The sequence below is a fragment of the Microcoleus sp. AR_TQ3_B6 genome (assembly GCF_036702785.1).
In the GTDB taxonomy this organism is placed as follows: Bacteria; Cyanobacteriota; Cyanobacteriia; order Cyanobacteriales; family Microcoleaceae; genus Microcoleus.
The window spans coordinates 97,998-110,161 of the sequence record NZ_JAUBVJ010000010.1 but is presented as its reverse complement, the minus strand read 5'-3'; the positions used below and the strand labels follow the sequence as shown (position 1 = coordinate 110,161).

Sequence of the window (12,164 nt, the reverse complement as noted above, 5' to 3'; positions counted from 1 at the left end):
CATTGACTTTATAGTTGGTCAGCGATCCTTCCTTGGATTGCCGAGATGGCTACCACTCGTGGGGAAGCCAAATAGTTATTTGCACTCGGATCGCCACTCCGTCCTTTAAAGTTACGATTGGTGGCATATACTCCTGTTTCTTCTTTGCCCAAAACCCCAATTCCAGTATTACTACAAGCTCCACAGCCTGATTTAAGCACCTGTACTCCGGCTTTTTCAAAAATATCTAGGTAGCCCAACTCTTGTGCTTTTTGACGTACCTCAACAGAAGCGGGCACGACAAACATACTCACTCCAGGAGCAATTTTACGACTTTGCAAAACTTCCGCAGCCTGAGCTAAATCGAACAGCTTTCCTCCTGTGCAGGAACCAATAAAAGCTCGTGTAATGAGAACTTCCCCTAATTGACTAATTCCCACAATGTGTTCGAGTGTGTGAGGACAAGCAACTTGGGCTTCCAAATTACTAAGGTCAAATTCATAGACCTTTTCGTATTCAGCATCTGGATCGCCGATAATTTCTTCAAATTCCTCATGAGTGCGACTTTGAACGTACTCTAGGGTAACATTATCTGGGATAATCAAACCACTCATCGCTCCACACTCGACTGCCATGTTAGATAAAGTCATCCGCTCATCGATTGGCAATTGATCGATAATGCTGCCCCGGAATTCTATCACCTTGCTAACAGCACCATCGCAGCCAATTTTACTGATAATAAACAGGATAATATCTTTAGCACTGATATGTTTTGGGAGAGTGCCTGATAATTTAAAAAGTATGGTTCCCGGAACGCGCAGCCAGGTATCGCCCATAGCAAAAATATTTGCCATCTCTGTATAGCCTACACCTGTAGCAAAGCAACCAAAGGCTCCGTATGTACAGCTATGAGAGTCTGTTCCGACTACAACCGTTCCTGGGCGGATAAAACCCTTTTCTGGTAGTAAAACATGGCAAATCCCGGCTGCTTCTCCTGGAGAAACCACATCAAATAAGTGACATCCTTGCTGACGCGCCCACTCTAACATTTGCTGATATAAAATATCAGCGTGCTTATCTTCTCTAATCTCCTTGATCTGGATCAGATGATCCGCTACTAAAACCACTTTGTTAGCATCCCAAAGCCTTGCCTCTTTTCCAAAATGCTGGTGAAAAGTCTGTGCAACAATTCCAACTACGGCATCATAAGACATTGCCAGATCGACCTTGGCAAATACTACCTCTCCTGGCTGAACGTAGGCATTACCCGAAGCTCGCGCTAAGATTTTTTCCGCCATAGTCATTGGTCGAGGCTGAGTTAGGCTTTTAGGAGTTGATACCTCAAGGCGACGACGCTTCTGATTAAAAGGTGTCAAGCCCCCTTCCGCAGCGATCGCTTCTACCAATGATTGCGTTTGGAATTGTCCGATAATTTCTAGAGGCAAACCAATATTAATACTATTCCGATAGAAAATCTCGGCAAAAGAAAAAGCGCAAACTTTTTTGATTCCTGCTGCTTTAATCACAATTGGGGCTTCTTCCCGGCCCGAGCCACAGCCAAAATTTTCTCCAGCCTCAATTATGTCGTATTCGAGCAGTTTCCCTTCTCCAATCAGATATTCAAAACCGTAGCGTTTTAAATAGTCTGGATCGGGATTAGTTAAATGCTTGACCGCAATAATATCATCCGTATTAATGTGATCGCCAAGCATCAATACTTTTTCAGATTGACTCATAATATACTTTTCTTCCTTTTGAAATGACTGTACTATCCAAGGATCTAGTTATCAATAACTCTGAACTGTTTATTAAACTTCCGCCCCAGCCATAGCATAAACTTCTTCATTAGGTAGAATCCGTTTTTCAGTTCGAGCTTTTACCAAAATTTGGTCTATTATTTCGTCGGCTACTTCTAACCCTTTGCGACGTAATAGAAGCCGTACATTTGAGCGGCCACTGTACGGACCTACTTGAATGCCATAGTCCAAGCCGACTAAGCGCGGATCGACCCCTGAGTAAACAGAGGCGGCTATGTCTGCTTCCCCTTGGACTTCTGCTTTGAGAATGGCAGAAGCATGCACGCCCATCTGAGTTAGGAAGCTATTCGCACCAAAAATTGGATATTTATCTGGAATTTTTAGCTCGCAAACTCTAGCAACTTCTGTACAGTAATCTCTTAACGCCCCCAAGTTTTCACCAGTCCACAGTCCTTGCATCTTTAAATTCACCATTACTAACTCCAAAGGTGCGTTACCAGCTCGTTCCCCAATGCCAAAGACGGTACTGTGGATGCAATCAATCCCTGCACTCACAGCCGCTAAGGAATTTGCTAACCCTAAACCACGGTCATTGTGACCGTGGAAATCTAGGCGCACTTTAAAACCCCGCTCATCTACGAAACGTCGAAAATGCTGAACCAGCCGTTGTGTTCCCGTTGGAGTTAAGTAGCCTACTGTATCGCTAATTGTAATCTCGGCGGCTCCCTCCTCAATTGCAGCTAGGCACAAGCATTCCACTACCTCTGGCTCTGATCTGGAAGTATCTTCAGTAGCAAAATTGACATGTAACCCGAGTTTAGTTGCTAAACCAACGCCAAAACGGGTTAAGCGTTCCAATTCATCTATTTCCCACTTTTCCACATAACGACGGATAGGAGAGCAACCGATAAACAAGTGAGCTGTCACTGGGTGTCCGCTGGTTTGTTGAATGCGGTCAATGGCTTGGATATCTGCTTCTATCATGCGCCCTAATAGTGCAAAGCGCATATCCAAAGCCCTTGCTTGTGCCCCTTTACACAAGCTAAGGGCTTCCTCGTAAGCTGTCTCTTGGGCAGGAAACCCAACAACTGCATCACTGATTTCCAGGGCGTTTGCCAGAGTCAGCAAGTTGAGTTTTTCCTCCAGAGAAGGGATATGGTTGACACCACCCTCCAAGCCGTCCCGTAAAGTTTCATCGCACAGCTTAACCGATTTTAGATTCTTTCCTAACGGCTGATTCCAGTCGTATATCAAGTCTAAAGGTTGCATAATTAAACGCCCACAATCACACTCAACTTTGTTTTCGATGCAAAAGATATCCAACGGTTAAGTCAGTGGAGTCTACATTAATATCGGCAAACTTCTTAGCTTTAACCTCAAGCTGGCACTTCTCAAATAGTCTTTCCCAGAATTCGAGTTTCTCCAGTCTTTGATTAGTAAAGTAGTGCAATAAGTAGTAAGGGTTGTAAAAGGCCAGAGACATACTATGTCCCATTATTTTCTTGTTAGTAATTTGGTCTTCTATCTCGATAACGATAATGTAAATATCAGGAAACCGCTCCAAAATCCCCGTCAAAAATTTGCTTACTCCTGACTCTCCGTCCTGACCGAGAACCTCCTGCAATACATAACCAACGATCAAAAAGTCTGGCTCATGCTTGAAAGGAGATTCTAAGAGTTCTAAAGCTGAGGCATTGGTCAGGACAATCCGCTCCTCTAAACCACTGCGGCGAACTAATTCAACGGCTGCCTGGTATCCTCCCTTGCTTGGCTCCACTCCCCATGCCTTCAAATTAGGGAAGGCTCTACAAAATTCAACAAGATATAGTCCTTCCCCACATCCAACATCTAGCAAATATTTACACTCTTTTGGTATTTCTGCCATCAAGGAACGAGTCAGAGGTATGGCATCGAACTTGCTCATTTGACAGCTACCAACCCCAACCTGCCCGCTATCTCGCTCTGCCCAACCACTACCTTCTTTGAGTTTTTCACCTATTTGAAGGTAAGTATGACCATATCCCCCTATCATCAGGGTATACCAACCACGAAATTCATTGATTTGTTTGCTTTTCTTAGTCAGTCGCACTTTTTCATCAATGAATTCAACAATCCCCTCATTAGCCAAATACCTTAGAAAACCCAGAAGTTTAGTTTCATCAAAATGAAGCGCTTTGGCTAAAGATTCAATAGAATGGTCTGACTCCAACAATTTATCGTAAATACCTTCGTTAAAAAGGTGATATATCCCCGTTGCTAAAACATGATGTCTGATAGGCTCTAATGCCTCAATCAGTTGATATTCTAAATTTCCTTCTATCATTATTTCTATGTCTCTTTTTGTCATTTGACGAATTCATTACTGTATTTTTAGAGCTTTGTCCGCTGTGACAAAACTGTTTTAATGATGTTGAGGGCTGTCTGAAGTTCAGTTCCTTCCAGTTCTAATCGTGGGGGACGCACGGTGCTATTTCCCCAACCAACAACCGACTGCATCAGCTTAGTCATCTGCACAAACTTAGGTACAGCATTGAGCCGCATTAAGGGCATAATCCATTTGTAAAGATGAAAAGCTTTATCGTAGTCCCCTTGTATGGCATGGTTAAAAAGAGCAACGCATTCTTGTGGCAAAGCATTGGCAGTTCCTGCTACCCAACAGGTTGCTCCTGCTGTTATCCCTTCCACCAAAACATCATCCATACCAACAGCAATAGACAGCCGATCTCCCATTAACGCACGAATAGCCGTGATTCGACGCACATCAGTCGTTGCTTCCTTAACAGCACGAAGATTGGGATGTTCCTCAGCAAGTTCGGCAATCTGTTCTGGCAAAAAATCAGTCCCGTAGGCAGAGGGATCATTATATAGCATACAGGGAAGGTTTGTAGCTTCAATTACAGCAGCAACGTGCGCTTTCATCTCGCGCCAGTCGGTACTATATAGATAGGGAGGTAAAATCATTAAACCGCTACAGCCTACGGATGCTGCTTTTTCTGCTAAAGCGACAGAGGCGGCTGTAGTCATAGCACCTACACCAGCCACCACAGGTACGCGCCAGCCTACTGCTTTTATGCAAGTTTGGAGAAGCTGTATTTTTTCTTCAAAACTTAAAGAAGTTGCTTCGCCAAGTGTACCATTAGCTACAATACCCGTGCATCCATTATCCACTAGCCAACTAACGTGCTTAGCTATATGTTCGCAAGCGATAGTTAAATCTTTTTCAAAGCCAGTAGTAATAGCTGGCATTACGCCTTTCCATTCCATTGCGTTACGTGGTATCTCAGTGTGTTTTGAGCAATGAGTTTGAGCGCTCTAGAAATCTTCCTTCCGTTAAGAAGCTAGCGTTTAACTCCTGCGGGGGTGAAATAAAAATCTTCCTTCCGTTAAGAAGCTCCCGTTTAACCCCTGCGGGGTAAAAGATGTTATCCTGCCGCTAGTGGATTGTATAAGTTTTTATCCAGCCTTTCCAGTACGTCTTTAATTAAGGACATCCCCTCAGCAAAATTCTCGGGATCTCGCGCTAGAGCTATTCTGATGTATTTCTCTCCTAGGTTAGGATTGTGCCAGAAAAAGTAGGTTCCCGGTAAAACGTAGACCCCCTCTTCATATAAAATTCTTTGCAATTCAGTTGCCTTAAGATGAGGTTCCCTAATTTCACACCAAGCTACACTTACTTTACTCTTTGGTTTGAGCGGTGTCAAGATACTATCCTGAAAACTTTTTGATAAAATTTGACGGTTTGTATTTAAAATATTTCGGGTGGAAGCAAACTGGCATTTTTGTGCATCTAGTAGGTATTCTGTAAGGAAGTTGAGAATGAAAGGAGATACATTAAGAATATATGCTGTATAAATGCTGTACATCTCTTCATAGAGATGATCGCTGACTTTCAGCATCGCTATTTTGGCATCCTGAATAGGCCAGGTTTTCCCTGTGTCTTCAATAGCCATATATTTAATTCCCGATTCCTTTAATACCTTATAGGTATCATAGAGTTCAATTTCCTCATCGTTCATCAAAAAATTGGCAAAGCAATAATCTATAATCAGTATTTTGTCATAGTCTTTACAAAACTGAACAACCTTTTCAAAAGCCTTTTTGTTTTTTTTGCCGAGCAGAGTGAAACCTGTTGGGTTATTGGGGTCTACAAGAAATATTGCATCACTTTTCACATGAGTTTTGAGATTTTCATAAATCTTATCATCATCGTGTAATAAGTCCTCTTTCAAAGGAGAAAGAGGAATTTCCATGTGCATTAATATTTCATATAGATTGTCAAAACAAGGCTCAAGTAAACTAACGCTCAAGCGTTTTTTCAAAAGGTAGTTTGCTATGTGAATGGTGGCGATTGAGGCAGCATAATAAAGCATAACATTGTTGCCTTCTAATGCTGTTTCCAATCCCCTTATTTTATAAAAATTTTCTATAAACTTTTTTTCTAAAGTTTCTTGCTTAGTTTTTTCAGATTCAAGCCATAACTCAGGCAACCTTTTAATAATCTCTAGTTGGGACTTAGATTGTGATTGATGAGTATGAGCATCAGCATAGTTATACTTTTGCTTAAGTGCCTCAACTTCATGTTGAGTTAGATCTTCAAACTTTAGCATTGTTTTTTGTCTTAATTTATTAGAGTATTAGATTTAACCGACGATCGTCTTGAGGCTAGCCTACCTGAGCAACAATCAATCACTCGTGGTAATAGTTTGAGCGAGAATTAGTCAGGAATCTGCTGCTTTGTCTATGAATTGAAACCCTAGCGCGACCCTAAAAATTAAAGCTAGTCCGAACTACCCCAAGAACGACATCTGGATTGCGTTCGTTTTGATTGGCGGCAGTCAACAAAATCAGACAGGGAGTAACAGCGATATTGTCATTTACACGGTAGGTGTAAAATGCTTCTATATGATACCCCACATCCCGATCGCTTCTCTGACCGGGTGGCAAACCAATCGCTTCAGCTAGCCCTGCATTGCTAGTACCCGCCAACTTGGGTTAAATCCTCAAAATTCTACTACTACAATGCGGTTCACTTCACCCTACTTAATAATTTGTTACATACTTGTAAAATTTCCCCCCGACCTACTTACCTGAACAGGGTAAACGCATCTAATTTCTAAATTCGCATATATAGCGTTTGAGTAGAGACAAAAGCGCTACAGGTGGAAAAACCCTTCTCAATAAACAACAATAAAGCCGGGTCAGCAGTGCTAAAACCCCTCGTTATTGACAAGATGCCTTTACCCTGCTTACCTGAAAACTCATGAAGTTAATCTTCATAACTAATCGCTCTTTCCAGACGATTTTGCGTCCCGGACTATCTTAATAACTAATCGCTCTTTCCAGAGGATCCTGTAACTGGAGTTCTAAAGGTCTGCCGGAGCGAATTTCTAAACCGGGTAACTCATGTTTGACTAACATTTTTTCGCCTGTTTCAGCAGTTGCCAACGGCCAGAGTACCCAGCGGCTGCCTAGGGAAAGAGTGCTTAAAGTTGCAGAGTTTTGAGTCAGCCAAATTATCGGCAGTTTCGGCCGATTCTCAACCCCATCTTCCCCAGCATTAACCGCCGCTAAAGTTTCCAAAACTACCCGGTTTCCCGAGACGAGTCCAGTCCCGGCCGTCCAAAGTTTGACGTTTAACAGCCGCTTGCTAGCATAAAAGTAAAGAGACGCAGCTACTGTCACGGCTCGTTCAAATTCTTCTGGCTGCCACGCCGCACTGCTGTCGAGAGCAATAATAATTTCTTGACCGCCGGCTGCAACTTCTAACTCTCTGACCCGCAGTTCTCCGTAGCGGGCGCTGGTGCGCCAGTGAATCAGGCGGGTGGGGTCTCCGTGGCGGTAAGGTCTCAGGTTGCGGGTGAGGCCTTCGGTAGCAGTTTGCGATCGGCTGCGATTGTAAAATTGCGGGCTGTCTTCTTGACCGATGCGATCGATAATCGGGCAAGTGCTCAACGGCAAAACCTGTGGATAGACAACCGCCACAGCTTTGACTCGGCGGCTGCGCCGGCACCAAAACAACCCTAAAGGCGCCGCCGTCCTCAAGTTTACCTCTTGCCAGCGATAGACGCCGCGCTGCCTGACTTCTAGATAGTATGTATCCCTGTATATACTGTTAGGGTCTATGACTTCGATCGGGCGGACGATCGGTTCTCCCAATACAAACGGCAAGATGTCTACCACTTGCAACAAAGTCTTAGGTTCGCGGGCGCGATTTTCGATTTCTAATTCGACCGTGATGCGATCGCCCGCACTCACCGGTTCGATCGTCCGGCGACGGACTTCCAAGAAACGGAGCGATTTTCCCGGCAAAACCGCCGCTACTCCCAACAGCGCCAAACTCCCACCGCTGAGCGCGTACAGCCACCCAGACATTGTATTAGTCGCAGACCCAAAAAAGAAAACCGTCATCCCCGAGAGCAGCCAACCCGCGTAGGCGGGGGCGACAGCGCGATTTTCGAGCCAGTCTGCAATTTTGTGACCGATGTTCATAGGAGTTGAAATTGTTAATTACTCGATCGCCCTATCAAGCCTAATTGTAAAATATTCTCAGCATTTAGCACCGAATTAGCCGAGAGTGATTAGATTAGAAATTGGGCATTTTTTCGCAATTAATACATTGACCGCGCCCAAAAACGGATACAAGCCCCAACACTCGCTTTGTGGAGATACCCCAATTTTAGAACTTAGTTCAAGCTCCCAGATTAATCTGTGGAGTAAATCAAAAATCAAAAATCAAAAATCAAAAATCGATTGACTGGAGACAAAAAAATGAGCCCATTAAACAATCCTACACCGCTTCAACCAGACGCTCAAGCCCGCCGCTCGCCGCCCCCGCCCCCGCCCTTGGCTGCAACACCCGCGGCTCATGCACCCGCGCCGAGTCCGCCCCCCCCAGCCCAGCAGCGGCCTGTCGAGACACCCCTGAGCACGATCGAACAAATGGTCAGAGATGCCCATGTTGCAGGAGCTTCCGACATTCACATTCGAGTCGGTCAAGTACCTCGATTTCGGATTCGGGGCGCGATGCAAGTAGCAACTAACCACCCCAAAGTAACGCCAGAAATTTTTGAACATTACCTAGCCGAAATTCTCACCCCCGAACAGCGAAAACAGTTTGCAACTAACAAAGAATTAGATTCAGCAATTTTTTACCCGGGCTTCGTGCGGTGTCGGCTAAACTGTTTTGAGTCCCTCAGCGGCGGTGCCCTAGTATTGCGGTTGATCAGTTTGGAAATACCTACTATCGATTCCTTAAGGTTGCCAGAAGTTCTCAAAAATATCATTTTGCGATCGCAGGGATTAATATTGGTTACCGGGCCTACCGGTTCGGGAAAATCAACAACAGTAGCTGCGATGATCGACCACCTCAATCAGATGGAGCAAAAGCACGTAGTTACAATTGAAGACCCGATCGAATTCATTCACCCTTCTAAAAAATGCTTAATCAGCCAGCGGGAAGTCGGCTTGCATACCCACGAGTTCCAGCAGGCTTTGCGGGCAGTTTTGCGGGAAGATCCAGATGTAATTTTGATCGGGGAAATGCGCGACCGCGTTACCATCAATACAGCGTTGCAAGCAGCTCAAACCGGTCACTTAGTATTGGGAACTCTCCACACTCGCAGCGCCATTAACGCTATTAACCGATTGTTGAACCTCTACCCCCCGGAGGAACAACACGCGATGCGGATTCAAATTTGCGATACTTTAGTAGCTGTAATTGCCCAACTTTTGCTCCCAACAGTTGACAACCGTCGTGTAGCAGTTCACGATATTTTGGTGAATACACCTGCCATGCACGATTACTTGATGAAAGGTGCTGATGATGAAGCTTTCCGGTTAATGGAAACTGACACCTACGAAGGAATGCAGATTATCAACCAGGGTCTTTACAAACTGGTGCTTGAAGGCAGAGTCGCCCTCGAAGAAGCGGCAAAAACTTCTCCCGAAGCCAGCGATTTAGACCGTCGCTTGCGTACCGGAGGCTATGATGCTTCGTCCTCGGCTCGCGACTTTGAAGGCAGCAAAAAAGAACGCACCGTTCGCGCCCGTTAGCAGCACACATCCAGGGGTAGCCACAGCACTACCCCACCCATCAATTAGCAATCTTTTCAGCAGACCGAAATATTGGGAGCTGTTCTGCGTATTTTTACTTAAAATCCAAGTTATGTTTGTATCAAATTATACAGATTAATCAGGTAAATTATCTAATAAATGTCAAGTAGATTGTTAAGTTTTTTAAAGGCAGACGCTACTTTAAATTAACTGTAAAAGAGTGTGAAAACTCACAGGTGATTACAAGGCAATAGTAAAGATATGTTCTGAGTATGGCCCACAGTCAGCAACTTAAGTTTATAGTTAGAGTGACCAATTTAGGACAGAAAAGGTTCCGCCTTTGCCGGTCGCAAAAGTAAGCAGGTTAAAAAAGCGCTTAATAATAAAAGTACAAGTAGGCTTAATACAACAAGCAATTAGTAGCAGAGCCGATCGCCTGTCTTTTCGATTAAGTGGCTTTCAGTCTAAACAATCCTAAAACCCAGCAGACTTTTAAAGCTTCTGTCCCTCGAAAATCTGTTTAACAAATCGCCGATAAGCAACGGTATTTATAAAATTTAAAGGAGCCCAAAAAGTGAAGAGTGCATTTAAATCCTCAGAAGTGTTTGAAGGTGCCAGCAAAGCAGAAATAATCGCTAGCATCCAACAGCTAGTTCCCCCGGGTTCCCCGGAACCGCAAGATCCTGAAATCCTAGCGGCCTTACAAACTCTCACCGCACAGCTAATCTCGGTATATCAAGGCGACGGACAATTAGAAAGCGAACCATTTAGCGAGGTGCGAGATCGCACCATTAACCTATACGCATCGGCAATCAGCAGCAAAATCAAAGCAAAAACCATCCTCATTACCGGTGGAGAAGGATGTGTCGGCAGTTTCTTAATCCAAAAACTCCTCGAATTAGGCGCAACTAAAATCATTTCAGCAGACAACGCCCGATGTCACAACCCCGAAGAAAATCTCCCGCTTTTTACCCGAGAAGGTGCAGTAACTTTCTATGCCGCCGACATTCGCAACTTCGAAGCACTGAAACATATATTTGAAGTGGAAAAACCAGAAATTGTTTTTCACCTAGCAGCCCAACGCCAACCCGGACTAGCTGAAATCAAAATCCGAGAAACAGTTACAACCAGCCTGTTAGGATGTAAACACATCATCCAACTGTGCGAAGAATACGGCGTAGAACACTGTATCTTCTCTTCCACAGGCAAAGCATCTCGATATTTTACAACCGATGTTTACGCCGCCTCCCAAAAGTTTGCCGAATGGCAATTTGCCAAAGCAGCTCAAGAAGGAGATGTCATTTACGGGATGGTTCGCTTTACTCATATCTTGGAAAATAGCTTGTTCTGCGAGGAAATGTCTAACAAAGTACAGCAAGGTAAAGCTGTCAACGTTCACGCTCCCCACCGCTACGTAACCGCTCAAAATCTTGTCGAAGCCGTACATTTATTGCTGAATTCGCTGGTTGTGTCCGTTCCCGGAAAACTGAAATTTGTCGCCGTGAGTAATCTCGGGTGGCCGACAGAAACATTGGAAGTAGCTCTTTATAAAATTATTGAATCAGGCAAAAATCTGCCGATTTATTTTCAAGGACTTGTGCCGGGATACCAAGAACCGTTTTTTCTGGGACAGTTTGACTGGACAAAACCTACAGAAATTCACCTCCTAATTAATGTTTTGGAAACTCCTTTTAAAAGTCTTAACGATGCTGGCGACATGGTGAGTGCAGAAGTAGCTCCTTTTTCTTTGCGCGTGTTAGATAAACAAGTGTCGAAGCTGGAAAGCTTAATCCTCGCTCCCGATTTCCCCGAAGTACAAATCAAGCAGGCTCTTGTCGCAGCGAAAAAAGAAGTGATTGCTTCCTCTTTTGCGTGGAGTTCCCCCCAAGACTTGTTAAAGATTTTGCAGTGGGGGATCAATCCGAAGAAATTGCAAGGTTACAAAACGGAAATCGCTGACTACAGCGAGATTATCGAACTCCTCCTGCAAGGAATCTACGGGCGACTTAACCAAGAAGTCTTGAACAGTGCTGGAGTTACTGCTGATGAATTGGATGGCTTAGTTGAGAGTCTTTCTACCCTGGATTGTATTCAAGCAGAAGTCGGATATTTGCGATCGATGTCGAGAGATATCAGAGAAGTTGTACCCCCCGCACATTTGAACCCCAAACAATCTCAACCTGTTGCTGTAGGCGATGCAGCGTAGCTGGAACATAGTTTTGAGGAAAGGAGATTGCTGCCTGACAAGCGAATTTCAAAGGTGGTACCCGCCACGTGATTTATCCGTGGAATCGATCCCAAATCGATTTTCGAAAATCCTCAAGAAAGAGCATTTATCTCGCGCAAGTCAATCTAAAATCTAAAATCTCAAATCTC

9 protein-coding genes are annotated in these 12,164 nt (G+C 44.3%); 2 read left to right on the top strand and 7 right to left on the bottom strand.

Annotated elements, in window-relative coordinates:
- Window positions 1–8: 8 nt before the first annotated feature.
- The 7 genes from QUB56_RS07810 to QUB56_RS07780 all read right to left on the bottom strand — a co-directional run bounded on the left by QUB56_RS07810 (window position 9) and on the right by QUB56_RS07780 (window position 8,225).
- Entirely contained in the window at window positions 9–1,715 is a 1,707-nt protein-coding gene (locus QUB56_RS07810; protein WP_332954522.1) for an aconitase/3-isopropylmalate dehydratase large subunit family protein, read from the bottom strand.
- Window positions 1,716–1,787: 72 nt separating this feature from the next.
- A complete protein-coding gene (locus QUB56_RS07805; protein WP_332954521.1) occupies window positions 1,788–3,005 on the bottom strand; it encodes a LeuA family protein in 1,218 nt (405 codons plus the stop codon).
- Between the two features lie 22 nt (window positions 3,006–3,027).
- Window positions 3,028–4,083, bottom strand: a complete 1,056-nt coding sequence (locus QUB56_RS07800; RefSeq protein ID WP_332954520.1) for a 2-ketoarginine methyltransferase — start codon at window positions 4,081–4,083, stop codon at window positions 3,028–3,030.
- A gap of 23 nt (window positions 4,084–4,106) precedes the next feature.
- A complete protein-coding gene (locus tag QUB56_RS07795; RefSeq protein ID WP_332954519.1) occupies window positions 4,107–4,982 on the bottom strand; it encodes a dihydrodipicolinate synthase family protein in 876 nt (291 codons plus the stop codon).
- Between the two features lie 176 nt (window positions 4,983–5,158).
- On the bottom strand, window positions 5,159–6,343 hold the full coding sequence (locus QUB56_RS07790) for a pyridoxal phosphate-dependent aminotransferase (protein WP_332954518.1): 1,185 nt from the start codon (window positions 6,341–6,343) through the stop codon (window positions 5,159–5,161).
- A 157-nt stretch (window positions 6,344–6,500) separates the two neighbouring features.
- Window positions 6,501–6,722 carry a carbohydrate porin gene (locus QUB56_RS07785; protein ID WP_332954517.1) on the bottom strand — a complete coding sequence of 74 codons (222 nt, stop codon included), beginning with the start codon at window positions 6,720–6,722 and terminating at the stop codon, window positions 6,501–6,503.
- 333 nt (window positions 6,723–7,055) lie between these two features.
- Window positions 7,056–8,225 carry a DUF58 domain-containing protein gene (locus tag QUB56_RS07780; protein WP_332954516.1) on the bottom strand — a complete coding sequence of 390 codons (1,170 nt, stop codon included), beginning with the start codon at window positions 8,223–8,225 and terminating at the stop codon, window positions 7,056–7,058.
- A gap of 279 nt (window positions 8,226–8,504) precedes the next feature.
- Between QUB56_RS07780 and QUB56_RS07775 the strand changes: the two genes are divergently transcribed.
- The gene (locus QUB56_RS07775) at window positions 8,505–9,788 is read left to right on the top strand and encodes a PilT/PilU family type 4a pilus ATPase (RefSeq protein WP_332954515.1); all 1,284 of its coding nucleotides are present in this window, start codon (window positions 8,505–8,507) and stop codon (window positions 9,786–9,788) included.
- A 574-nt stretch (window positions 9,789–10,362) separates the two neighbouring features.
- Entirely contained in the window at window positions 10,363–11,994 is a 1,632-nt protein-coding gene (locus QUB56_RS07770; protein WP_332954514.1) for a polysaccharide biosynthesis protein, read from the top strand.
- Window positions 11,995–12,164 lie beyond the last annotated feature (170 nt).

Bases quoted from the DNA above. Each gene is read 5' to 3' on its own strand.
- QUB56_RS07810 (WP_332954522.1), bottom strand. From the start codon at position 1,715: ATGAGTCAATCTGAAAAAGTATTGATGCTTGGCGATCACATTAATACG.
- QUB56_RS07805 (WP_332954521.1), bottom strand. From the start codon at position 3,005: ATGCAACCTTTAGACTTGATATACGACTGGAATCAGCCGTTAGGAAAG.
- QUB56_RS07800 (WP_332954520.1), bottom strand. From the start codon at position 4,083: ATGACAAAAAGAGACATAGAAATAATGATAGAAGGAAATTTAGAATAT.
- QUB56_RS07795 (WP_332954519.1), bottom strand. From the start codon at position 4,982: ATGCCAGCTATTACTACTGGCTTTGAAAAAGATTTAACTATCGCTTGC.
- QUB56_RS07790 (WP_332954518.1), bottom strand. From the start codon at position 6,343: ATGCTAAAGTTTGAAGATCTAACTCAACATGAAGTTGAGGCACTTAAG.
- QUB56_RS07780 (WP_332954516.1), bottom strand. From the start codon at position 8,225: ATGAACATCGGTCACAAAATTGCAGACTGGCTCGAAAATCGCGCTGTC.
- QUB56_RS07775 (WP_332954515.1), top strand. From the start codon at position 8,505: ATGAGCCCATTAAACAATCCTACACCGCTTCAACCAGACGCTCAAGCC.